The sequence below is a fragment of the Micromonospora sp. NPDC005299 genome, assembly GCF_042872345.1.
Classification (GTDB): domain Bacteria; phylum Actinomycetota; class Actinomycetes; order Mycobacteriales; family Micromonosporaceae; genus Micromonospora.
In genome coordinates this window covers 380,508-403,578 of record NZ_JBIAKG010000001.1, presented here as the reverse complement: position 1 = coordinate 403,578, position 23,071 = coordinate 380,508, and the positions used below count along the sequence as shown (strand labels likewise).

General features: G+C 72.8%; 19 protein-coding genes. 11 read left to right on the top strand and 8 right to left on the bottom strand.

Features of this window, described 5'->3' with window-relative positions; all coding sequences use genetic code 11:
* Positions 1 to 2 precede the first annotated feature (2 nt).
* The 4 genes from ACFYPD_RS01920 to ACFYPD_RS01905 form a co-directional block, all read right to left on the bottom strand.
* Entirely contained in the window at positions 3 to 1,913 is a 1,911-nt protein-coding gene (locus ACFYPD_RS01920) for a fumarate reductase/succinate dehydrogenase flavoprotein subunit (RefSeq protein ID WP_387107717.1), read from the bottom strand.
* Positions 1,914 to 1,924: 11 nt separating this feature from the next.
* A complete protein-coding gene (locus ACFYPD_RS01915) occupies positions 1,925 to 2,731 on the bottom strand; it encodes a hypothetical protein (protein ID WP_387107715.1) in 807 nt (268 codons plus the stop codon).
* A 237-nt stretch (positions 2,732 to 2,968) separates the two neighbouring features.
* Positions 2,969 to 4,363 carry a TldD/PmbA family protein gene (locus ACFYPD_RS01910; protein WP_387107712.1) on the bottom strand — a complete coding sequence of 465 codons (1,395 nt, stop codon included), beginning with the start codon at positions 4,361 to 4,363 and terminating at the stop codon, positions 2,969 to 2,971.
* Positions 4,360 to 5,796 (bottom strand): TldD/PmbA family protein, encoded by a 1,437-nt coding sequence (locus tag ACFYPD_RS01905; RefSeq protein WP_387107709.1) that lies wholly within the window; start codon positions 5,794 to 5,796, stop codon positions 4,360 to 4,362. Before ACFYPD_RS01905 ends, ACFYPD_RS01910 begins: the two co-directional genes overlap by 4 nt.
* A 266-nt stretch (positions 5,797 to 6,062) precedes the next feature.
* Here ACFYPD_RS01905 and ACFYPD_RS01900 point away from each other — a divergent pair, with 266 nt between their 5' ends.
* From ACFYPD_RS01900 to ACFYPD_RS01880, 5 genes are all read left to right on the top strand, one after another.
* On the top strand, positions 6,063 to 7,166 hold the full coding sequence (locus tag ACFYPD_RS01900) for an ABC transporter ATP-binding protein (protein WP_387107706.1): 1,104 nt from the start codon (positions 6,063 to 6,065) through the stop codon (positions 7,164 to 7,166).
* Positions 7,163 to 8,197, top strand: a complete 1,035-nt coding sequence (locus tag ACFYPD_RS01895; protein ID WP_387107703.1) for an ABC transporter ATP-binding protein — start codon at positions 7,163 to 7,165, stop codon at positions 8,195 to 8,197. Before ACFYPD_RS01900 ends, ACFYPD_RS01895 begins: the two co-directional genes overlap by 4 nt.
* Entirely contained in the window at positions 8,194 to 9,195 is a 1,002-nt protein-coding gene (locus tag ACFYPD_RS01890; RefSeq protein ID WP_387107702.1) for an ABC transporter permease, read from the top strand. Before ACFYPD_RS01895 ends, ACFYPD_RS01890 begins: the two co-directional genes overlap by 4 nt.
* Positions 9,196 to 9,208: 13 nt before the next feature.
* The gene (locus ACFYPD_RS01885) at positions 9,209 to 10,195 is read left to right on the top strand and encodes an ABC transporter permease (protein ID WP_387107701.1); all 987 of its coding nucleotides are present in this window, start codon (positions 9,209 to 9,211) and stop codon (positions 10,193 to 10,195) included.
* 94 nt (positions 10,196 to 10,289) lie between these two features.
* On the top strand, positions 10,290 to 12,035 hold the full coding sequence (locus tag ACFYPD_RS01880) for an ABC transporter substrate-binding protein (protein WP_387107699.1): 1,746 nt from the start codon (positions 10,290 to 10,292) through the stop codon (positions 12,033 to 12,035).
* Between the two features lie 54 nt (positions 12,036 to 12,089).
* Here the strand turns inward: ACFYPD_RS01880 and ACFYPD_RS01875 are convergent, their stop codons facing one another.
* Positions 12,090 to 14,234 (bottom strand): prolyl oligopeptidase family serine peptidase, encoded by a 2,145-nt coding sequence (locus ACFYPD_RS01875; RefSeq protein WP_387107697.1) that lies wholly within the window; start codon positions 14,232 to 14,234, stop codon positions 12,090 to 12,092.
* Positions 14,235 to 14,321: 87 nt separating this feature from the next.
* Between ACFYPD_RS01875 and mshB the strand changes: the two genes are divergently transcribed.
* The 3 genes from mshB to ACFYPD_RS01860 all read left to right on the top strand — a co-directional run bounded on the left by mshB (position 14,322) and on the right by ACFYPD_RS01860 (position 16,292).
* The gene (gene mshB / locus ACFYPD_RS01870; protein ID WP_387107695.1) at positions 14,322 to 15,248 is read left to right on the top strand and encodes an N-acetyl-1-D-myo-inositol-2-amino-2-deoxy-alpha-D-glucopyranoside deacetylase; all 927 of its coding nucleotides are present in this window, start codon (positions 14,322 to 14,324) and stop codon (positions 15,246 to 15,248) included.
* Between the two features lie 17 nt (positions 15,249 to 15,265).
* Entirely contained in the window at positions 15,266 to 15,739 is a 474-nt protein-coding gene (locus ACFYPD_RS01865) for a hypothetical protein (protein WP_387109142.1), read from the top strand.
* A gap of 88 nt (positions 15,740 to 15,827) precedes the next feature.
* Positions 15,828 to 16,292 carry a hypothetical protein gene (locus ACFYPD_RS01860; RefSeq protein ID WP_387107692.1) on the top strand — a complete coding sequence of 155 codons (465 nt, stop codon included), beginning with the start codon at positions 15,828 to 15,830 and terminating at the stop codon, positions 16,290 to 16,292.
* Between the two features lie 117 nt (positions 16,293 to 16,409).
* On the opposite strand, the gene ACFYPD_RS01855 is transcribed toward ACFYPD_RS01860, so the two are convergent.
* Both ACFYPD_RS01855 and ACFYPD_RS01850 read right to left on the bottom strand, forming a co-directional pair.
* Entirely contained in the window at positions 16,410 to 17,069 is a 660-nt protein-coding gene (locus ACFYPD_RS01855) for a hypothetical protein (RefSeq protein WP_387107690.1), read from the bottom strand.
* A gap of 476 nt (positions 17,070 to 17,545) precedes the next feature.
* Complete coding sequence (locus tag ACFYPD_RS01850) at positions 17,546 to 18,496, bottom strand: GNAT family N-acetyltransferase (RefSeq protein WP_387107687.1); 951 nt, start codon at positions 18,494 to 18,496, stop codon at positions 17,546 to 17,548.
* Positions 18,497 to 18,575: 79 nt separating this feature from the next.
* Between ACFYPD_RS01850 and fdxA the strand changes: the two genes are divergently transcribed.
* On the top strand, positions 18,576 to 18,902 hold the full coding sequence (gene fdxA, locus ACFYPD_RS01845) for a ferredoxin (RefSeq protein WP_157745852.1): 327 nt from the start codon (positions 18,576 to 18,578) through the stop codon (positions 18,900 to 18,902).
* A complete protein-coding gene (gene dapC, locus ACFYPD_RS01840) occupies positions 18,899 to 20,008 on the top strand; it encodes a succinyldiaminopimelate transaminase (protein ID WP_387109139.1) in 1,110 nt (369 codons plus the stop codon). Before fdxA ends, dapC begins: the two co-directional genes overlap by 4 nt.
* A gap of 50 nt (positions 20,009 to 20,058) precedes the next feature.
* Here dapC and ACFYPD_RS01835 read toward each other — a convergent pair whose 3' ends face one another.
* On the bottom strand, positions 20,059 to 21,900 hold the full coding sequence (locus tag ACFYPD_RS01835; RefSeq protein WP_387107685.1) for a M48 family metallopeptidase: 1,842 nt from the start codon (positions 21,898 to 21,900) through the stop codon (positions 20,059 to 20,061).
* Positions 21,901 to 22,046: 146 nt separating this feature from the next.
* On the opposite strand from ACFYPD_RS01835, the gene ACFYPD_RS01830 reads away from it, so the two are divergent.
* The gene (locus ACFYPD_RS01830; RefSeq protein ID WP_387107682.1) at positions 22,047 to 23,012 is read left to right on the top strand and encodes a DUF4034 domain-containing protein; all 966 of its coding nucleotides are present in this window, start codon (positions 22,047 to 22,049) and stop codon (positions 23,010 to 23,012) included.
* Positions 23,013 to 23,071 lie beyond the last annotated feature (59 nt).

Here is a 23,071-nt window from a genome sequence, read left to right as displayed (position 1 = left end):
CCTCAGCGCTCCTCCTCGGTGAGGGCGTCGAACTCGGCGAGTTCCTCATCGGTCAGGTACTTGGCCAGCTCGGCCCGGTCGAACAGGGAGACCAGCTCCGGGCGCATCTTCGGCAGCGGCTTCCGGGCCAGCCGGACCGTGTCGCCGTCCAGCGAGCAGACCAGGTTCACCCGCCGCCACTTCGGGTCCATGGCGGGGTGGTCCTCCCGGGTGTGTCCACCGCGCGACTCCTGGCGCTCCAGGGCCGCCTTCGCGGTGCACTCGGAGACCACCAGCATGTTGCGCAGGTCGAGGGCGAGGTGCCAGCCCGGGTTGTAGCGCCGGCCGCCGGCCGCGCTCACCTTGGCCACCCGCTCCCGCAGCTCGGCCAGTCGGGCCAGCGCGTCGACCAGCTCGCCCTCCCGCCGGATGATGCCGACCAGTTCCCCCATCACCGCCTGGAGGTCCTGCTGGAGGACGTACGGGCTCTCGCCGGTGTCCCGCTGGAGCGGGGCCAGCGCCGTCTCCACCGCGGCCTCCACCGCCGCCACCGACACGGCCGGGCGCGAGGTGAGCTGGTCGGCGTACGAGGCGGCGTGGCCGCCCGCCCGCTTGCCGAAGACCAGCAGGTCCGACAGCGAGTTGCCGCCGAGCCGGTTGGAGCCGTGCATGCCGCCGGAGACCTCACCGGCGGCGAAGAGCCCGCGCACGGTGCCGTACGCCGCACCGGAGTCCGGGTCCACCTCGACGCCACCCATCACGTAGTGGCAGGTCGGGCCGACCTCCATGGGCTCCTTGGTGATGTCGACGTCGGCCAGCTCCTTGAACTGGTGGTACATCGAGGGCAGCCGGCGGCGGATCTCCTCGGCCGGCAGCCGGGAGGCGATGTCCAGGAAGACGCCGCCGGCCGGCGTACCCCGACCGGCCTTGACCTCGCTGTTGATGGCGCGGGCGACCTCGTCGCGGGGGAGCAGCTCCGGCGGGCGCCGGTTGTTGTCCGGGTCCTTGTACCAGCGGTCCGCCTCGGCCTCGTTGTCCGCGTACTGCTTGCGGAACACGTCCGGGACGTAGTCGAACATGAACCGCTTGCCCTCGGAGTTCTTGAGCACCCCGCCGTCGCCGCGGACCGACTCGGTGACCAGGATGCCCTTCACCGAGGGCGGCCAGACCATGCCGGTCGGGTGGAACTGGAGGAACTCCATGTTGATCAGCGTCGCCCCGGCGCGCAGCGCGAGAGCGTGACCGTCCCCGGTGTACTCCCAGGAGTTCGAGGTGACCTTGTAGGAACGACCGACGCCGCCGGTCGCCAGGACCACGGCCGGGGCCTCGAAGAGGATGAACTCGCCGGACTCGCGGTAGTAGCCGAACGCGCCGGCGACCCGGTCCCCGTCGAGCAGCAGCTCGGTGATGGTGGTCTCGGAGAAGACCCGGATCCGGGCCTCGTAGTCGCCCAGGTCCCGCTTGTCCTCCTGCTGGAGGGAGACGATCTTCTGCTGGAGGGTGCGGATCAGCTCCAGGCCGGTCCGGTCGCCGACGTGCGCCAGCCGCGGGTACTCGTGGCCGCCGAAGTTGCGCTGGGAGATCTTCCCGTCCTTGGTGCGGTCGAAGAGCGCCCCGTACGTCTCCAGCTCCCAGATCCGCTGCGGCGACTCCTTCGCGTGCAGCTCGGCCATCCGGAAGTTGTTGAGGAACTTGCCGCCGCGCATGGTGTCCCGGAAGTGCACCTGCCAGTTGTCCCGGGAGTTCACGTTGCCCATGGCGGCCGCGGCGCCGCCCTCGGCCATCACCGTGTGCGCCTTGCCGAACAGCGACTTCGAGATGATCGCGGTCTTCTTGCCGGCCAGCCGGGCCTCGATCGCCGCGCGCAGGCCGGCGCCGCCGGCCCCGATCACGACGACGTCGTAGTGGTGTCGTTCGATTCGCGTCTCAGTCATGTCAGGGGCCTTCAGTTGATGAACCGCAGATCAGGGAACCACTCGGCCGCGACCGCCATGACGTAGAAGTCGGTCAGCGCCAGGGTGCCGAGGGTGATCCAGGCGAGCTGCATGTGCCGGACGTTCAGCCAGGACACCCCGCTCCACGCCCGGTAGCGCAGCGGGTGCTTGGAGAAGTGCTTGAGCCGCCCGCCGATGATGTGCCGGCAGGAGTGGCAGGAGATGGTGTAGGCCCAGAGCATCACGACGTTGAGCAGCAGGACGAGGTTGCCCAGGCCGAAGCCGAAGCCCTTCGGCGAGTGGAACGCGTAGATCGCGTCGTAGGTGTTGATCAGCGAGATGATCGCGGCGGCGTAGAAGAAGTAGCGGTGCAGGTTCTGGCCGAGCAGCGGGAACCGGGTCTCCCCGCCGTACGCCTGGTGCCCGTCCGGCACCGCGCAGGCCGGCGGCGACAGCCAGAACGACCGGTAGTAGGCCTTGCGGTAGTAGTAGCAGGTGAGCCGGAACAGCAGCAGGAACGGCAGGGTCAGCGCCGCGTCCGGGATGATCCACCAGCCCGGCAGGAAGCTGCCGAAGTGCGAGGAGCCCTCGACGCACCGCTCGGTGACGCAGGGGGAGTAGAACGGCGTCAGGTAGTGGTACTGGTCCACCCAGTACCACTTGTGCATGAAGACCCGGACCGTCGCGTAGATGACCCAGGCGCTGAGCCCGACGACGGTGATCAGTGGCGCGAACCACCAGCGGTCCGTTCGCAACGTCTTCGCCGCGATGGCGGCGCGCCCGCGCGCTCCCCGCGGCCTCGTTGCCGTTGATGTCATTAGTCGTCTCCCTGACGGCGCCCTCACGGGGGCGGCGGATCACACCTTCCGTACCGGTCAGCGGACCGGCGAGACCGCGTCCACTGCCACGTCTTGCGCACGCACAGGCCGCACCGGCGAACCGGTGCAGCTAAGTGACACACGTTACGCCGATCTTCGCGGCCCGGCCGCGCAACGCAGTGTCCCGTGTGTCCGGGAGGTTGGAAAGACCCGCACCAAGATCAATATCTTGGACCGTCAGCCGGACGCGCCGCCGGTGAAGTTCCAGGACGCCAGCCGCAGCGCCGGGGCCTCCCACCAGAAGCCGTCCATCCGGTCCGGCTGGCGGACCGGCACGCGGCCCACGCCGAGCACCCGGCCCGGGCCCATCGCCCGCGGGTAGGACTCGGTGAACCGGAAGTCGCGTACGGCCCGGGTGGGCACCCCGTCCTCCACCAGCCAGACGCCGTTGCGGGTCAGCCCGGTGACGACCAGTTGCTTCGGGTCGAGCACCCGCGTGTACCAGAAGTCGCTGACCAGCAGGCCCCGCGCCATCCCGGCGACCAGGGCGGCGGTGTCCGGGTCGGCCACCGCGCCGGTCACCCCGGCGCTGAGCTGCCCGGCGGCCACCTCCGCCGGGCCGCCCGTCGGCAGCAGGCGGAGGTTGCGCGGGAGCGGACCGAACGTGGACGCGCCGACCATCCCGTGCCCGGTGGACCCGGTGCCCGCCTCGGCGCCGCTGCGCCGGTCGTGCACCACCGCCGCCGTGGTGCCCGCCTCGACCAGGGCCAGTGCCCGCCGGGGCGTGCCCTCCAGGTCGTACGGCAGCCCGGAGGCGTGCAGCGGATCGTCCACCAGGGTCACCGCCGGGTCGAACTGGGGCGTGCCCGGCTCGGCGAAGGACTGCCGCTCGGCGTGCCGCTTGCCGTTGAAGCCGTACCAGGCGAGATTCTGCAGGAGGTCGGCCACGGCGGCCGGTTCGAGCACCACCTCGTAGCGCCCCGGGGGCAGCTCGACCGGGTCGGCCGCGGCCCGCGCCTTCGCCGCCGCCCGCGCGCCCAGGGCCCCGCCGTCGAGGTCGGCCAGGCGGTCGGCGGCGTGCCGGGCCACCCCGTCGGCGCCGCCGGTGCGGGCGATGCCGTCCATGGCCGCCTCGACCGACCGCCCCACCGCCGACTGCCCGGCCGAGTTGGCGAACGCCCCGGACCGGTGGGCCGTCCGGCAGTAGCCCGCGGCCTCCAGCCCCTCGACCGCGTCCACGAAGGCGCGTACCCGGGCGGCCCGCTCGTCGGGTGAGGCCGCCGCGGTGGCCTCGTCGACGGGCGCGCCGGACGGGACCGGCGCCGGCGGGGTGAGCCCCGGCCAGGCCGGGTCGGGCGGGGCGAGCCGGGTCGCGGCCAGGGTCCGCTCGACCAGCGCGGTCAACCCGTCGGGGTCGACCAGGCTGCCGCTGCCCGCCGCCGTCCGCCCGTCGGCGTGCAGCCGCAGCCGGACCGCGGTGCCCGACTCGGCGACGTTCTGGTGGATGAACGAGTTGGCGAACCGGGTCAGCGCCAGGTCGGCCCGGGTCACCACCACCTCGGCCTGGGCGTCCGGCCCGGCCAGCCGCCGGACCAGCTCCACCACCCGGCCGGCGAGGTCCAGCTCGCTCATGCCCGCACCCCCACCCGGACGTTGCGGAAGCGGGCCGGGGCGGCCGGGTGGCCGGTGTGCCCGGTCTGGCCCGGCTGCCCCTTGCCGCAGTTCGGCGTGCCCCACGGCACGATCTCCGACGAGAGCATGTCCATCGACCGCCAGAAGACCGGCCCGATCCCCGTGTAGGTGGGGTTGCGCAGCATCCGCCCCCGGCGGCCCTTCTTCACCTCCCAGCCGACCTCGCAGCCGAACTGGAAGTTGAGCCGCTTGTCGTCGATGGACCAGGAGCGGTTGAGGTCCATGAGCACTCCGTCGTCGGTGGCCGCGATGATCTCGTCGAGCGTGTGCGGGCCCGGCTCCAGGCCCACATTGGTCATCCGCACCATCGGCAGCCGCGCCCAGCCGTCCGCCCGTACGCTGCCGCCGTGGTCCAGGCCCGCGACGGCGGCCGAGTCCCGGCCGGCGAGCACCCCCACCCAGCGCCCCTCGCGGACCGCGTCCCGCTTGACCGCCGGGGAGCCCTCGTCGTCGAAGCCGAAGCTGCCCAACGCGCCGGGGATGGTCGGGTCGATGGTGACGTTCATCAGCTCGGAGCCGTACTGCAGCGCGCCGAGCCGGCTCAGGTCCAGCCAGGACGTGCCGGCGAACGCGGCCTCCCAGCCGAGGATCCGGTCCAGCTCGATGGCGTGCCCGACCGACTCGTGGATCTGGAGGGCGAGCTGCTCGCCGCCGAGGATCAGGTCGGTTTCGCCGGACGGGCACTCGGGGGCGGTGAGCAGCTCGCGGGACTCCTCGGCGATCCGGGCGGCGTGCGCGGCCAGGTCGAGCGAGGTGACCAGCTCCCACCCGGTGGTGCCGTACTGGCCGCGGTAGCTCGGATAGGAGCGGCGCTGGGTCTCGCCGTCGCCGATCGAGGTGGCCGAGATGCCGCCGCCGCACTCGCGGATGCGCTGGTCGATGCGGTGCCCCTCGCTGGAGACGAACCATTTGGCGGTGTCCCAGATCTGGTAGAGCCCCTCGGCCAGGTCGGCGCCGTGCTCCCGCATCGTCGCGGTGGCGCGGGCCAGCAGGTCGCCCTTGTCGGAGAGCGGCACGCCGAGCGGGTCGACCTCGCAGGCCGAGGACCAGCTCGCCACCGTCGCCGCCACCGGGACCAGGTCGATCGGCGGGCCCGGGACCCGCGCGCTCGCGGTGGCGATCGCCGCGGCGCGCCGGCCGGCGTCGCGGGCGGCGGCGTCGGACAGCTCGGGTACGGCGTGGAAGCCCCAACTCGACCCGACCAGTGCGCGGACGCCGAGCCCGATGCTCTCGTCCTGGGTCAGCTCCTCGATGTCGCCGTTGCGGGCCGACATCGACTCGTAGCGGCGGTGCATCACCCGGGCGTCGGCGTACCGGGCTCCCGCGTCGAGGGCGGCCTGGACGGCGGCGGTGGCCGCGTCGAATCCGGTCATGCGCCCGACCCTAGGCGAGCGCACCGACATCCGTCAGCCGAGCAGCTCCCCGGGATGGATCGTCGCCCGGACGGGATCGGTCAGCTCCAGCACCTCGCCGAGGACGAGGCGACGATGCTCAGTCGCAACCATGAATGTCCAGGTGAGGACTGTTCAGGTCGGAAACCTAGTCGTTACGCTCAGGCCGCTGACAGGCCGCCGTTTGTAGCTTATTTTCGCCTCCAGAAGTTTGTTGTAGGTTCTCTTCGTCACTGAGGGAGGCGGTCATGGACAGGTCGGAGTCGGTGCCGTCCGGGGAGCCGGACCGCCCCGAGGTGCCGGAGCAGCGCACCGGCGAGGGCCCATATCTGCAGGTCCGGGACCTGCGGGTGCGGTTCGACACCGAGGACGGCGTGGTGAAGGCCGTCGACGGGGTCTCGTTCGCCGTCGAGCGCGGTCGCACGCTGGGCATCGTGGGCGAGTCGGGCTCGGGGAAGAGCGTCACGTCGCTGGCGGTCCTCGGCCTGCACAACGCGAAGCGGGCCACCATCACCGGAGAGATCTCGGTGGGTGGTCGTCAGCTGGTCGGGCTGCCGGAGGAGGAGGTGCGGCGGCTCCGGGGCCGGGACATGGCCATGATCTTCCAGGATCCGCTGTCGGCGCTGCACCCCTACTACACGGTCGGCAAGCAGATCGCCGAGGCGTACCGGGTGCACCATCCGAGGGCCGGGAAGCGGGAGGCCCGCAACCGGGCCGTGGACATGCTGGGCCGGGTCGGCATCCCGCAGCCGGAGAAGCGGTTCGACCAGTACCCGCACGAGTTCTCCGGGGGCATGCGGCAACGGGCGATGATCGCGATGGCCCTGGTCAACGACCCGGACCTGCTGATCGCCGACGAGCCGACCACCGCCCTGGACGTGACGGTGCAGGCGCAGATCCTGGACCTGCTCAGCGACCTCCAGGAGGAGTTCCGGTCGGCGATCATCCTGATCACCCACGACCTGGGCGTGGTCAGCCAGGTGGCGGACGACGTCCTCGTCATGTACGGGGGCCGGGCCGTCGAGCACGGCAGCGTGGAGCAGGTGTTGCGGCGGCCGCAGCATCCCTACACCTGGGGGTTGTTGTCGAGCGTGCCGTCGCTGCACGGCGACGCGGACGCGGACCTGGTGCCGATCAAGGGCAACCCGCCGTCGTTGATCAACCTGCCGTCGGGGTGCGCGTTCCATCCGCGCTGCCGCTACGCCGACCGCAACGGCGACCGCTCCCGCACCGAGGTGCCCGAGCTTCGGGCGGCCGGGGAGGCGGGCCATCTGGTCGCCTGCCACCTGCCGGCCGAGGAGCGCACCCGGCTCTACCAGCAGGACATCGCCCAGGTGGGAGTGGCCCGATGAGCACCGAGACCGAGCCGCTGCTGCGCGTGCGGGGGCTGACCAAGCACTTCCCGGTGCGGGAGGGCTTCCGCGCCAAGGGTGCCGTCCGGGCGGTCGACGGCCTCGACTTCGACGTGCGGCCGGGGGAGACCCTGGGCCTGGTCGGGGAGTCCGGGTGCGGGAAGACGACCACCGGGCGGATGCTGGTGCGGCTGCTGGAGCCCACCGCCGGCACCATCGAGTTCGCGGGGCGGGACATCACCCACGCCCGCCGCGGCGCGTTGCGGCCGCTGCGGCAGGACCTGCAGATCATCTTCCAGGACCCCTACGCCTCGCTGAACCCCCGGCACACCGTCGGGCGGATCGTGGCCATGCCGTTGCAGGTCAACGGCATCAACCCGCCCGGCGGCACCCGGAAGCGCGTCCAGGAACTGCTGGAACTGGTCGGGTTGAACCCGGAGCACTACAACCGCTACCCGCACGAGTTCTCCGGCGGGCAGCGGCAACGCATCGGCATCGCCCGCGCCCTGGCGCTGCGCCCGAAGCTCATCGTCGCCGACGAACCCGTCTCCGCGCTGGACGTCTCGATCCAGGCCCAGGTCATCAACCTGCTGCGCGACCTGCAACGCGACCTCGACCTGGCCTTCGTCTTCATCGCCCACGACCTCGCCGTCATCCGGCACTTCTGCCACCGCGTCGCCGTCATGTACCTCGGCAAGATCGTCGAGATCGGCGACCGCGACGACATCTACCAACGCCCGCAGCACCCCTACACCCGGGCCCTGCTGTCGGCCATCCCCGACGTCACGACGCTCGGGCCGGCCGGGCGGATCCGGCTCACCGGCGACGTCCCCACCCCGCTCAACCCGCCGTCGGGCTGCCGCTTCCGCACCCGCTGCTGGAAGGCGCAGGAGCGGTGCGCCACCGAGGAACCCGCGCTGGTTCCCCGGGACGGCGGCAGGCAGGCCACGGCCTGCCACTTCCCCGAGACGGGAACGATCAGCCAGGGCGCCGGACCGGCCGCCGCGACCGCCGAGGAGGTGTCGAAATGAGCCTGTCCCCGGTCGAGGGCGTCGCGCTTGCCGAGATCGAGTCCAGCGGTGAGGGTCCCGAGGAGAAGGGGCTCGTCGGGCGCTCGCCCGGCCAACTGGTCTGGAGTCGGCTGCGCCGCGACCATACGGCCCTGATCAGCGGCATCGTGCTGGTCGTGTTCATCGTGGCGGCAATCGCGGCGCCGCTGCTCCAGCGGCTCTACGGCATGTCGCCGAGCCAGCAGTTCGGTGACCTGCTGGACTCCACCGGCATGCCGCTCGGCTACGTGGGCGGGGTCAGCGGCGACCACTGGTTCGGACTGGAACCCGGCCTGGGCCGGGACATCTTCATCCGGATGATCTACGGCATCCGCACCTCGCTGCTGATCGCGCTGGGCGCCGCGGTCGTCACCACGACGATCGGCGTGGTGCTGGGCATCGTCGCCGGTTACCTGGGCGGCGTGGTCGACTCGGTGATCATGTGGGTCACCGACGTCGCCCTGGCCATGCCGTTCCTCATCTTCGCGCTGGCCGTGGTCCCGACGTTCTCGCTGCGGTTCTACGGCCCCCGGGACGCGGTGCCCACCTGGTTCGCGGTGACCACGTTGATCGTGGTGTTCGCCGCGTTCGGTTGGACCGGCACGGCCCGACTCGTCCGCGGGCAGGTGGTGTCGCTGCGCGAACGGGAGTTCGTCGAGGCGGCCCGGGCCAGTGGCGCCGGGCTGGGTCACATGCTCTTCCGGCAGCTGCTGCCGAACATCTGGGCGCCGATCCTGGTCGCGTTCTCGCTCGCCGTGCCGTCGTACGTCACCGGTGAGGCGGCGCTGTCCTTCCTCGGCGTCGGGCTGCCCGAGTCGGTGCCGAGCTTCGGCCGGATGATCTACCGCAGCATCGACTACCTGCAGACCGACCCGGCGTACGTCTTCTTCCCGGGCATCACCATCTTCGCGCTCGTGCTGGCGTTCAACCTCTTCGGCGACGCGCTGCGCGACGCGCTCGATCCGAAGTCGTCACGGTAAGGGGTTCGGCGCCATGGTGCGGTTCCTGCTGAAGCGGCTGCTGCTGGCGGTCTCGGTGCTGCTCGCGGTGAGCATCGTCAGTTTCCTCATGTTCTTCGCGCTGCCCCGCGACCCGGTGACCGGCATGTGCCCGAAGAACTGCAACGCCGAGCGCCTGGAGCGGGTGCGGACGGAGCTGGGGCTCAACGACCCGAAGCCGACGCAGTACGCCAACTACATGAAGGGCATCTTCGTCGGCCGCGACCTGGGCAGCGCCCAGGGCGGCAAGTGCGAGGCGCCCTGCCTCGGCTACTCGTACGTCAACAGCGAGGCGGTCAAGGACACCTTCGCCCGGGTGCTGCCGGTGACCTTGAACATCGTGTTCCCCGCGGCGGTGCTCTGGCTCGCCCTCGGGGTGGGGCTCGGCATGATATCGGCGCTGCGGCGGGGCTCGCTGCTCGACCGCGTCTCGATCGGGCTCACGCTGACCTTCGCCTCGTTGCAGCTCTACTTCGTCGGCGCCGTGCTGTTGCTGATCTTCGTGTACTCGTTGAAGATCCTGCCGACGCCGCGGTACGTGCCCTTCCTCGACAACCCGGTGGAGTGGGCGCGCGGGCTGGTGCTGGCCTGGGTGACCCTGGCCCTGCTCTTCTCCGCGATCTACGCCCGGCTGTCCCGGGCGCAGATGCTGGAGACGCTCTCCGAGGACTTCGTCCGGACCGCCCGGGCCAAGGGTGTGGCGAAGCGGAAGGTCTACGGACGACACGCGCTGCGGGCGGCGATCACCCCGATCGTGACGATCGCCGGTCTGGACGTGGGTGCGGCGCTCGGCGGCACGGTCATCACCGAGACGACCTTCGGCATCCACGGGCTGGGGCGTACCGCCGTGGAGGCGGTCCGCCAGGGCGACCTGCCGACCATCATGGCCACCGTGCTGGTCTCGGCGCTCTTCGTGGTCGTCGCGAACATCGTGGTCGACCTGCTCTACGCGTTCATCGATCCGCGGGTGCGCCTCGGCTGAGTCCGCGTGTCGCCGTCGATTCGTTATCTGCTCGAAATTTACCGCGGATGAAAGCTAAGCGAAGCTTTCCTTCATCGGACCCGGAGGAGTAAGTATGCGAGCAAGACTCGCCACCGCCATGGGCGGTGCGATGGCACTGGTGGTCGCACTCAGTGCATGCAGCAAGAACACCGGCGACAACGCCGACAGCGTGGACACCAACAAGCCGCGCAGCGGCGCCATCGCTACCGACCCCAAGGACTCGCTCGGCCCGGCGGCGGAGGTGCCCGGCGCGGCCAAGGGCGGGACCTTCTACATCCTGCGCGAGAACAAGATCTCCCACCTCGACCCGCAGCGGGTCTACTCGTTCGCCGGCCTGATGGGGAGCCAGCTCTACGCCCGCTTCCTCACCACCTTCAAGGACGACGGCAAGGGCAACGTGACCCTGGTCGGCGACCTGGCCGAGACCCCCGGCAAGAACGTCAACAACGACTGCAAGGTCTGGGAATTCAAGATCAAGCAGGGCGTCAAGTTCGAGGACGGCCGGCCGATCACCTCCAAGGAGATCGCGTACGGCATCGCCCGCTCGTTCGACCCCGACCTGACCGGTGGCCCGACCTACCTGCAGGAGTGGCTGGTCGACAGCCCGCAGTACGACACCAAGTGGAACTTCAAGGCCAACAAGACCTCGCTGCCGCCGGGCCTGAGCACCCCGGACGCGCAGACGCTGCGCTTCGAGTTCAACAAGCCGCGCTGTGACCTGCCGTTCGCCGTGTCGCTGCCCGCCACCGCGCCGCTGCCGGCGGACAAGGACACCGGCGTCAACCTGGACAACCAGCCGTTCTCGTCCGGGCCCTACAAGTTCACCAAGCACACGCCCGGCGTGGAGATGGTGCTGGAGCGCAACGAGAACTGGGACCCGGCGACCGACCCGGTGCGGCACGCGTACCCGGACAAGTTCGTCTGGACCCTCGGCGCGGACAACGCCACCCAGACCAACCGGGTGCTCGCCGGCACCGGCAACGACGCCGCCGCGGTGGCGACCGGCGGTGTGCCGTCGGAGCTGATCGCGAAGGTCACCGGCGACGCCAAGCTCAAGGAGCGGATGATCGTCGCCGCCACGCCGAACGCCTACCGGCTGAGCATCAACACGACGCGGGTCACCGACCTGTCCGTGCGGCAGGCGATCAACTACGCGATCGACCGCAGCAGCATCACCAAGAACCTCGGCGGCCCGTACGGCGCCGTGCCGCTGACCACGCTGCTCCCGCCCACCACGCTCGGCTACAAGCAGTTCGACGCGTACCCGGCCGGGGAGAGCGGCAACCCGGAGAAGGCCAAGGAGCTGCTCGCCGGCAAGCCGGTGAACCTGGTGCTCGGCACCTCCGACGACACCCCCTCGCAGGAGACCGCCACCCAGGTCAAGACCGCCCTGGAGAAGGCCGGCTTCACCGTCACCATCAAGCCGATCCCCGAGGACGGTTACCTCGACTTCGTGAAGAAGAAGAGCAACCCGTGGGACATCTGGGTCGACTCGTGGGCCGCGGACTGGCCCAGCGGGGCCTCGATCCTGCCGGTGCTCTTCGACGGCCGCAACATCAAGGCCGAGGGCAACAGCAACACCTCGCAGCTGAACAACGACGCCCTCAACGCCGAGTTCGACCGGGTGCTCGCGCTCGACCCGGCCAAGCAGGCCGAGGAGTGGAGCAAGCTGGACGAGAAGCTCATGAAGGAGTCGGCGCCGGCGGTGCCGCTGTACAACGAGGTCGTCTCCGTCGCGCACGGCGAGAAGGCCGGCGGCCTCTTCATCGGCAGCATCTTCGGCTGGCCCAGCTTCGTGAACGCCTACGTGAAGCAGTAACCCCGCCAAGGAAGGGCCCCTTCTCCACGCGAGGCGTGGAGAAGGGGCCCTTCCTCACATGTGGCGGCGGAGGAAGTCCAGCTCCAGCCGGAGCAGGCGCTCAGCCACCCCGCCGGAGGCCATGTGGGTGGCGCCGGTGAGCGGCAGCACGGCGTGCGGCCGGCCGGCGGCCAGCAGCGCCGCCGAGAGCCGCAGCGTGTGCGCGGCCAGCACGTTGTCGTCCACCAGGCCGTGCACCAGCAGTATCGGCCGGGCCTGCGCCGGGTCGCCGACCGGCTCGGCGGCCAGCTCGACCAGCGAGTGGTGGGCGTAGACGTCCATCCCGTCGTCGGGCATCCCCAGATAGCGCTCGGTGTACGCGGTGTCGTACAGCGTCCAGTCGGTGACCGGCGCGCCGACGATCGCGCACCGGAACAGCTCCGGGTGGCGCAGCACCGCCAACCCGGCCAGCCAGCCGCCGAACGACCAGCCGCGCACCGCCACCCGCTCCAGGTCCAGGTCCGGGTGCTTGCCGGCGAGCGCCGTCAGCGCGTCCACCTGGTCGGTCAGGATCACGTCGGCCACCCGCCGGTGGATCGCCTTCTCGAACGAGGGGGCGATGCCGGGGGTGCCCCGGTTGTCGATGGTCACCACGGCGAAGCCCTGCTCGGCCCACCACTGCCGTTCCAGCCAGGCCCCCCGCGCGGCGATCACCTCCTGGTGGCCCGGGCCGCCGTAGACGTCCAGCAGCACGGGCAGCTTCGTGCCCTTCACGTGCTCACCGGGGTAGAGCACCGCGCTCGGCAGCCGCCGGTCGGTCACCCGGACCAGCGTCGGCCGCGGCGCGTACGGCGGGGTCGCGGCGCGCGAGGCGAGCTCACCCACTTCGCGGTCGCCGTGCCACACCCGCCAGCGGGTGCCCGGGTGTTCCAGTGAGGCCACCCCCACGGCCAGCGTGCTGCCGCCGATCGCGGCGGTGTGCCAGCCGGGGTCGCTGCCCATCCGGCGGGCGTCCACCCCACCACCGATCGCCGTGCGCACCCGGTAGAGGTGACGCTGGCTCGGTTCGCCCTCGCTCGCCTCGACCAGCAGGTCCGCCGCCGAGTTCGGGCCGGCCGGCAGCCGGCCCACCACGCGCCGCACGTAGAGCGACGGCGGGGTGAGCAGGGTGCCGTCGGCGAACAGGCAGCGGGCGTCGTACCCGTCGTGGGCCAGCTCGCCGCCGACCAGCACCCGCCCGTCGGGCAGGTGCGCCGGGGTGCCCGGGATGGGCTCCACCCAGCGCGGGTCGGCCAGCTCCGCGTGCACCTGCGTCTCCCCGGTGCGCGGGTCCACCGCCAGCACCAGCCCGTGCTGCTGCGACCGGCGCAGCACGGTGATCAGCGGGCCGCCGTCGGCCCAGTCCACCGAGGTGAGGTACGGGTAGGTCTCCCGGTCCCAGTGCACGTCGACCCAGCCGCCGTCGAGGTCGAGCAGGTGCAGGCTGACCTCCGCGTTCGGCCCACCCGCCCGGGGGTACGCGACGGACGTCGGCGGGCTCGCCGGGTCGGACGGGTCGTGGAGGTACCAGCGGTCCAGCCGGGACTCGTCCACCCGCGCGGCGAGCACGGAGCGCCCGTCCGGGGACCACCAGTAGCCACGGAACCGGCTGAACTCCTCCGCCGCGATGTGCTCGGCCAGCCCCCAGGTCACCCCGCTGTCCTCGCCGGCGAGCAGGTTGTCCGTGCCGTCCGGTTCGACCACGCGCAGCTGGCCCCGGCGTACCCCCTCGCCGGCGTCGGTCACGTAGGCCAGCCGTTCGCCGGTCGGGTCGGGACGCGGGTCGATCACCGGACCGACGGCGGCCACCTCGACCACGTCGCCGTGCACCAGGTCGGCCCGGAACAGGCGGCCGGCCAGCGCGAACGCGGCCACCCGGCCGGCGCCGTCCAGGGCGTACGAGCCGATGCCGGCGGCGCTGAGCCGCAGCCGCTCGCGCAGCGCCCGCTCGCCCGGCGCCAAAGCGGCCGGTTCACCGTCCGCGCCGAGCAGCACCGCCGGGTCGGCGACGAGGTGCTCCTCGCCGGAGGCGACGTCGAGCAGCCAGAGCGCGTCCGCCGGGTCCTCCGGCCCCGACGAGCGCAGGAAGACGACCCGGGACCCGTCGTCGGCGACGGAGACGGAGCGCGGCGCCCCGTGGCTGAACCGACGGGTGCGGGCGGCCAGCTCGGGAAAGTCCACGCCTGTAGAGAGTAGGCGTGGGCCGGGCGTGATGTGGCCGACCTGGGCGGACGCGTAAGCCTCGGGCGGGAAGGACCGCCGGTTAGAGTGACGGGCGTGACGACGCTGCCCGACCGACGCCTGCTGCTGGTCCACGCGCACCCCGACGACGAGTCCATCGGCACCGGCGCGACGATGGCGCACTACGCCGCCACCGGTGCCCACGTCACCCTGGTGACCTGCACGCTGGGCGAGGAGGGCGAGATCCACGTGCCGGCGCTGGCCCAGCTCGCCGCGGCCGCGGCCGACCAGCTCGGCGGCTACCGGATCGGGGAGTTGGCGGCCGCCTGCGCCGCGCTCGGCGTCACCGACCACCGCTTCCTCGGCGGCGCGGGCCGTTACCGCGACTCCGGGATGATGGGGCTGGCCACCAACGAGCACCCCCGCGCGTTCTGGCAGGCCGACCTCGACGAGGCCGCCGGGCACCTGCTGAAGGTCATCCGCGAGGTCCGCCCGCAGGTGATGATCACGTACGACCCGAACGGCTTCTACGGCCACCCCGACCACATCCAGGCGCACCGGGTCGCGATGCGCGGCGTGGAACTCGCCGCCGCCGAGGGGATCGCCCCGGCGAAGGTCTACTGGACGGCGATGCCCCGCGGCGTGCTGGAGGCCGGCCTGGACGCGTTCACCGAGTCGTCGGACAATCCCTTCGCCGGCATCGACAGCATCGACGAGCTGCCCTTCGGCACCCCCGACGAGGGGATCGCCGCGCGCATCGACGCCACCGACCAGCACGCCGCCAAGGAGGCGGCCATGCGGGCGCACGCCACCCAGATCCCGGCCACCTCCTGGCTCTACTCGATCGCCGGCAACTTCGGCGCCGAGTTCATGGGGGTCGAATACTTCACCCTCGCGGTCGGCGAGAAGGGGCCGGGCAGCGGCCCGTACGGCTGGGAGGACGACCTGTTCGCCGGGTTGGCGCCGGACCGGCCGGACCGGTCCCCGGTCCCGGCGGCGGCCGGCCTCCGGTGACGCTGCCCGCCGTACCCATGTCGGTCGCCCCCGAGCAGGAGCCCGCCGCGCCGCCCGAGCCGTCGGGCCGGGCGGTCGACCTCGCGCTGCGCGTCGCCGGCGGGGTCGTGGCGGTCTGGGCCGGCGTGCTCGCGGCGGTGCTCGACCTGCTCTACGCCACGTGGGCCTGGGAGGTGGTCAAGGGCCGTCCCGGCGGTGCCGGCAAGGCCCTGGTCGGCACCGCGCTCGCGCTGGGCGGGATCGCCGCGGTGGTGGTGCTGACGGTGCTGGTGAGCGGGTTCGCCCACCGGGCGGTCGGCACCCGCTGGGCGGCGGCGCTGGCCGCCCTGCCCTGGTTCGTGGTGATCGTCGCGGGCGGCTTCCGCACGGTCGAGGGCGATCTCGCGCTCAGCGGCGACAACGTGCTCGGGCTCGGGCTGATCGTGGCCGGCGCGATCACCTTCGCGGTGCTGGGCTTCCGGCAGCTCGTGGTGCCGCCGGCCGTCCGCTGAGGGTGCAGACGCCGCACAGGTTGCGGTGGTAGATATTCCTGCCAGGAGCCCACCCGTCGGGGGCGGGCGGTACGGCGGGAGGCGTGCGATGTTCCAGCGGTGGCGTGCGGTCGGCGTGCTGGTGGCCGCGCTGTTCGTGGTCAACGTGGCGGCCCGGTTGGTCATCAGGTTCGCCTACCCGGACGACGACACCGCGGCGGGCCGGGTCTCGCTGGTGATGTTCCTGGTCATCGGGCTGATCCTGGCCGGCACGGCGTTCCGCTGGGGCGCGGACCGGCCGGCCGCCCACTGGACCGGCGACCTGGCCGCCGCGGTGGTCGCGGCGCTGGCGCTGACCGTCTTCGTGGGCCCGCTGCTGGTCGGCGAGAACCCGTTCGACGGGGGCGCCGGCCTCTTCTTCGCCCAGATCTGGCTCTACCTGGCGGCCACCGTGGCCGGCGTGCTGGTCGGCTACCTGATCCTCACCGCGCTGGGCCGTGACCACCGCTCCCGCCAGCTCAAGCGCTACGCCGAGCTGAAGGCGGCGAAGCCCCGAAAGATCGTCCGCCGCTGAGGCGGCTCGCGACCCCACGGCGTGCCGGGGGCGGGTGATCCCGCCGGGGCGCCGCCCCTCGGGGAACGGCGCCCGGGCGGGACCGGCCCCGCTCGCGGTGGGCGCGGCCCTTCGCGCTCAGTCCCGGCCGGCCGGAGAGCGGGGCCGCCCGGTGGCGGGCAGGGGCGGCGTGTCGACCGACTCGGCGGCCGAACCGGCGCCTCCGGTGATCATGGTGCCCTCCGGGGTGACCACCTCGTCCACGGTGTCCACCTGCGGCGGCACCATGGCGGCCACCACCCGGTCCGCCCTGTCAATGGTCAGCGTCTTGCCCGAGCGGGATTCGTCGGCGACCCGGACGGGCTGCGGGCCGCCGGCGCCCCGGACACCGACGTGGGCGCCGGACCGCTGCCGCGGGACGGTCCCGCCGTCCGCCCCGGCCCCCGGCGCCGGCGTCGAAGCGGCCGGGAGCGCGGGGGCCGTCGCGCCCGTGTCCCCGTCCGGTCGGGCCGGCGCCGCCGGCAGGGCAGGCAACTCGGTCGCCTCCGTACCCGGCGCCTCCAGCTCCGCCGCCCGGCGCTCGACCTCCTCAACCTCCGGGGCCTGCGTCGCGACGTCGGCCAGGTCCGCGGCCCGTCGTTCCAGTTCCGCCAGCTCCGTCGGTTCCGCCGTCGCGGGCTGCCGGCGGGTTGCCGATCGCGAGCCGGCGGACCGACCACGCTCGTGGCCGGGGCCGGAGCGCTCCGTGCCCTCGCGCAGGGCCCGGATGAGCGCGTCGACCAGTTCGGGCTTGCGCATGTCCGCCGTGCCGGTGACGCGCGCCGGCGGAGCCGGTCGCGGAGTTGGTCGACCTTCAGGCGGGCGATCTCGCTTTCGTTGATGTCGGGGGTGTCCGGCGTCCAGTTGCCGGGCTGCTCACCAGCCGTGCGGCGCGGGGCTGAGCCGGAGCCGCCACGGGAGCCGGTGCCGCCTCGCGACCGGGTGGTCTTCCGGCCCTCGCGCAGGGCCTGGATGAGCGCGTCGACCAGTTCGGGCTTGCGCATGTCCGCCGTGCCGGTGACGCCGCGCCGGCGGAGGCGGTCGCGGAGCTGGTCGACCTTCAGGCGGGCGATCTCGCTCTCGTTGACGTCGGGGGTGTCCGGCGTCTGGTTGCCGGGCTCGTTCTTCGTCGCGCCGCTTCCGCGCCGCGCCGTGTTCTGCTTGGCCATCGAGCAGGTCATTCCTCACCGGGTACGGGTCTCTCCGTACCCGGACGACCTGCCGGAACCCTTCGATCAGTCCGGGGCGACCCGGGTCAGGTAGGTGTGGTGGGTGGTGAAGCCGAGCCGCTGGTAGAGGGCCACCGCGGGGGCGTTGCGCTGCTCCACCTGAAGGAAGGCGTGCGCGGCGCCCTCCGCCCGGCCCCAGTCGGCCAGCGCCCGGATGACCGCGCCGGCGAACCCACGCCGGCGGGCCTCCGGCAGCACCTCGATGAGCGTGAGGCCGAGCCAGCGTCCCTCGCCGGTGACCGTGCCCCGGCCCACCGCGAGCAGCCGCCCGTCGACGTGCAGGTGGGCGAAGCGGATCCGGTCCACGGCGGTGAGCACGTGCCGGGCCGCGTCCGGCAGCCCGCCCTTGCGTCCGGCGGCCACGGCCAGCCACTCCGCCGAGGGCGCCGGCGAGAGACCGACCGGGGGCGGGTCGGGGCGTCCCGGCAGCAGCGCGGTGAGCGGCGCGGTCTGCACCAGCACCGGCGGCCGGGCGGTCCAGCCGCGCGCGTCCAGCTCGGCGCCGACCGGCGCGGCCAGCGGCAGCGGGGTGTTGACCATGGCGGGCTGGCCGCGCTCGGCGTACCAGCGCTGCACGGCGTCGAGCGCGGCGGGCAGCGGGCGGTCCGGGTCGCCGATCGGCAGCGCGCTGTTCGCCCGGCCGGTCCAGCCCTCGGCGCCGCGTAGCAGCCAGTCGCCGAGCCGGCCGCGTACCGGGGCGGGCCACGCCTCGTCGGCGGCCAGTTCCAGGGCGACCACGGCGGCGGCCGTCGGCCGCCGGGCCGGCGGCACCCGCTTCGCGCGGTGCACCTCGTCCACCGGGACCCGCAGCCGACCCCGGTCGGTGGCGAGCGTGATGTGGGTCTCGCTCAGTTCGACCAGCTCGCCGAGCGCGTCCGAGAAGAGCGGCCGGCCTTCGCGAATCCCCACAATCCGCCGGACCACGATCCGGTGTCCCACGTCCTGCTGTCGGAGCACGATCGACCCCCTCCCCGGCGAGATACTAGGCTCTTACCGTCGCGGATGATCGCGACGAGTCTTGCGGAGGAGAAGACCGGTGACCTACATCATCGCCGAGCCGTGCGTGGATGTGCTCGACAAGGCATGCATCGAGGAGTGCCCGGTCGACTGCATCTACGAGGGCAATCGGATGCTCTACATCCACCCCGACGAGTGCGTCGACTGTGGTGCCTGTGAGCCGGTCTGCCCGGTCGAAGCGATCTTCTACGAGGACGACGTACCGGAGCAGTGGAAGGACTACACCGGGGCGAACTACGAGTTCTTCGAGGACCTGGGCTCGCCGGGCGGCGCCTCCAAGATCGGCAAGGTGGAGAAGGACGCGACCTTCGTGGCCGCGCAGCCGCCGCGCGAAGAGGGCCACTGAACCGCCCCGCGCCGGTCTCGTCACGGCTGCCCGAGTTCACCTGGGACACCCTGGACGCCGCGGCCTCGACGGCCGCGGCGCACCCGGACGGTCTGATCAACCTCTCGATGGGCACGCCGGTCGACCCGGTGCCGGCGCTGATCCGGCAGGCGCTGGCCGACGCGTCGGACGCCCCGGGCTACCCGCTGACCGCGGGCACCCCCGCGCTGCGGGCCGCCATCGCGGCCTGGGTGGCCCGCGCCTGCGGGGCGGGCGTCGACGGGCTCGGGGTGCTGCCCACGATCGGCTCGAAGGAACTGGTCGCCTGGCTGCCCACGCTGCTCGGCATCGGTCCCGGTGACGTGGTCGTGGTGCCGTCCATCGCCTACCCGACGTACGAGGACGGGGCCCGGTTGGCCGGCGCCACCACGGTGCGCACCGACTCGCTGACCGCCCTCGGCCCCGACCCGCGGGTCCGGCTGGTGTGGGTGAACTCGCCCGGCAACCCGACCGGGCGGGTGCTGCCCGCCGGCCACCTGCGCAAGGTGGTCGACTGGGCGCGGGAGCGCGGCGCGGTGGTCGCCAGCGACGAGTGCTACCTGCCGCTGGGCTGGGACGCCGAGCCCGTCTCGGTCCTCTCGCCCGAGGTCTGCGGCGGGTCGTACGAGGGTGTGCTGGCGGTGCACTCGCTCTCCAAGCGCTCCAACCTGGCCGGCTACCGGGCCGGCTTCGTGGCCGGTGACCCGGCGCTGGTGGCCGAGCTGCTCAAGATTCGTAAGCACGCCGGCATGATCGTGCCCGCCCCGGTGCAGGCGGCCATGGTGGCCGCGCTGGGCGACCAGGCGCACGCCGACGCGCAGCGGGAGCGCTACCGGGTCCGGCGGGAGAAGCTCTACGCCGCGTTCACCGGCGCCGGCTTCACCGTCGAGCACTCCGAGGCGGGGCTCTACCTCTGGATGACCCGGGACGAGGACTGCTGGGACACCGTCGACTGGCTGGCCCGCCGGGGCATCCTGGTCGCCGCCGGTGTCTTCTACGGCCCGGCCGGCGCCCGGCACGTCCGGGTGGCGCTGACCGAGTCGGACGCGCACGTCGACGTGGTCGCCGGCCGGCTCGCCCAGCCCTGACCGTCGTGCTCGCGGCGGCCGGCCCCGAAGGGTCGGCCGCCGCGAGCACGTCAGTCGTTGATCCGCCGGAACACCCGCAGCAGGGTGTCCCGGCTGTGCTTCTCCAGGAACTCGCTGGCCATCAGCTCCTGCACCGACACGGTCCGGCCGTCGAAGAGGGTGAGGGTGGCCTTCAGCGGCACCTCGCGCTTCACCTCGACCGAGGTGATCTCCTCGTACGGCAGGTACGGGTGCCGGGCGGCCAGGTCGGCGACCTGCACCGCGCCGACGAGCGCCGTGAGCCGCTTCTCGCCCTCGCTGGACTTGCCCGGGTCGGGGATGAGGACCAGGCCGTTGTCGAGCACGAGCACGTCGTGCTCCCGGCCGTCGATCTTGATGTTGGCGAGCCCGCCGATCAGGTCGGCGTCGCGGGCCGAGGCCCGGGCCTGCACCACGGTGGCGTGGGCGGCATCGACCCCCAGCTCGGCGAGGCGGGTCAGCGCCTCGTCCAGGGTCTCCGGGGCGACCGCCAGCTTGGCGATGCCGGCCAGGTCCAGTGGCTCGCCCGCCGGGCCCACCAGCCGGGCCGGGCCCGACCAGGAGAGCTGCCAGCGGGCCCGCCCGGAGCGGACCGCCGCGTTGTCCAGCAGGGTCTCCATCGGCCCGGCGAAGGCGGCGGCGGCCTCCTTGCGGGTGGCGCCGCTGAAGAACTGCTCGGCGAACTCGCCGAGCCGGCCGGCGCGGACCAGGTCCAGCAGGGTCGGCAGGCCCGGGGCGGGGGTGCCGGTGAACCTGCCCGCCGCCCGGTAGATGCCGTCCGCCTGCCGCTGCACCGAGGCGGCCACCGACTCGGCGACGAACTCCGCCCAGGGCAGCAGCTGCCGCGAGCCGTGCTCGACCACCAGGCCCTGGAGCTGCCGCCCGGCGCCGGCCACGTCGGCCAGCAGGGTCCAGGCCGGCCGGTTGTCCGGCGCCACCACCGCGCCGGGCGTGGCGGTCATCGCGGCGACGCGTACGCCGATCGGGGGGTGGGTGTCCCAGCGGGACGTCTCGCGCTCCGGCGCGTTCTCCCGCAGCTCCTCGATCTCCTCGCGGCGGGCCTGGAGCAGCAGGGCGAACCCGCCGAAGAGGTCGTCCGGGGCGAGGCCGGCGGACCAGCCCGGCTCGACGTAGCGGCGCATGTAGAAGCCCCACGCGGCGTCGAGCGCCGGCAGCGTACGCAGTGCCGAGGTGGCCGCCTCGGTGCCGGCGAGCGCCACCGACGACCGGTCCGCCTCCAGCTCCTGTCGGCGTGAGGCGGCGTTGTCGACCATCAGGTAGAGCTTCGCGTAGCCCTTGAAGACCCAGCCGACCGGGTTGCGGGGGCTGATCCGCTCGACGGTCTCCTCGATGGCCAGCCGTCCCCGGTAGGCGACGCCGCCCAGCCGGGTGTGCCGGCCGGAGTAGTGGCCCAGCTCGTGCGCCAACACCGAGCGGAGCTGGTCGATCCGCATGGCCTGGAGCAGCGGCAGTCCGACGTAGAGGGTCCGCCGGCCGCCGATCAGGCCGAGCAGTCGGCTCTGCTCGCCGACCGCCGCGTTCACCTCGGGCACCAGGCGGATCTCGTCGGGCGCGCGCGTGCCGACCGCGGTGGCCAGCTCCCGTACCGTGGCCCAGAGCGACGGCGCCGCCCGCTCGTCCAGGATCAGGCCGGGCGCCGGCTCGTTCTTCGTGCGGATCGCCTTCCACAGCCCGACCCCGACCGCGCCGAGGGCGACGACCAGCGGGAGCAGCAGCTTGCCGGTGACCAGGCCGCTCGTGTGGCCGAACAGCCAGACGCCGAGCGCGGCCACGGCGGCGAGCTGGAGCAGCGCGACGACGTAGAAGCCGATCAACATGACCACCGAGGCGAGCGCCCGGTACGTGGCGGACATGTGTTTCCTTTCCCCGTTGAGACCGGCCCGTCCGGTCGGGCCGCCGGGGGACCGTACGACGTGAGTCCGACTCGGACAACCCCCTTCCGTTCGCATCGATCTCAGCCCTACGATCTTCGGCGACGTGCACGGGGGAGGAGCAGGACATGTGGCCGTTCCGGCGTAGGGCGGGGCAGGACGAGTCGGGCCCGGCGGTGGACCCGGCGATGGGCGATCCGGCCGCCCGCGCCCTGTGCGCGGCGCTGCGGGACCGTGACTGGCGGACCGCCCGGGACGTGCTGGTCACCGTCACCGACCCTGATGACCTGGCCTTCTTCATGTACGCAGCCGGCCGGGTGCCCGGGGTGCAGGAATGGATCGGCGAGTGGGCCGAGGCCGAGCCCCGCTCGACCCTGCCGCTGCTGGTGCGGGGCACCCACGCCGTGCACTGGGCATGGGAGGCCCGCGGCTCCGCCTCCGCCTCCCGGACGCGGGAGGAGCAGTTCCGCGAGTTCCACCGGCGGCTGACCTTCGCCGAGAACCTGCTGGACGAGGTCGCCAGCCGGGATCCGGACGACACCACCGGGCGGGCCTTCCTGGTCACCTCGGCCCGGGGCCGCCAGGTGGACCGGGAGGAGGCGGCCCGGCGCTTCGCCGCGGTGGTGGACCGGCATCCCTGGCACCGGCTGGCCCACGCACAGATGCTCCAGTACCGCTGCGCCAAGTGGTTCGGCAGCGACGAGGAGATGTTCGACTTCGCCCGGAGCGCGGCGGCCAAGGCGCCGGCGGCCAGCGGCCTGGCCCACCTGGTGGCGTCCGCGCACCTGGAGATCTGGCTGAAGCTGCGGTCCGGCGAGGACGACCGGTACCTCCAGCAGGCCGACGTGCGCGCCGAGTTGCGCGCCGCGGCGGACCAGTCGGTGCGCCACCCGCAGCATGGGCGGTACGCCGGCTGGCCGACCCCGCACAACACCTTCGCCATGGCGTTCGCCCGCAGCGGCGACCACGCGGCGGCGGCCGAGCAGTTCGGGGTGATCGGCGACCAGGTCACCGAGCTGCCCTGGGCATACTCCGGCAACCCGGTCCGGGCGTTCCGCAAGTGGCAGCGGAAGGTGACGGAGAGCCGGGGCTGAGCCGCGGACGGTATCCTCGGCGGGACTTCCAGCGGGGCCGGGCCGGCTCCGGACGACGC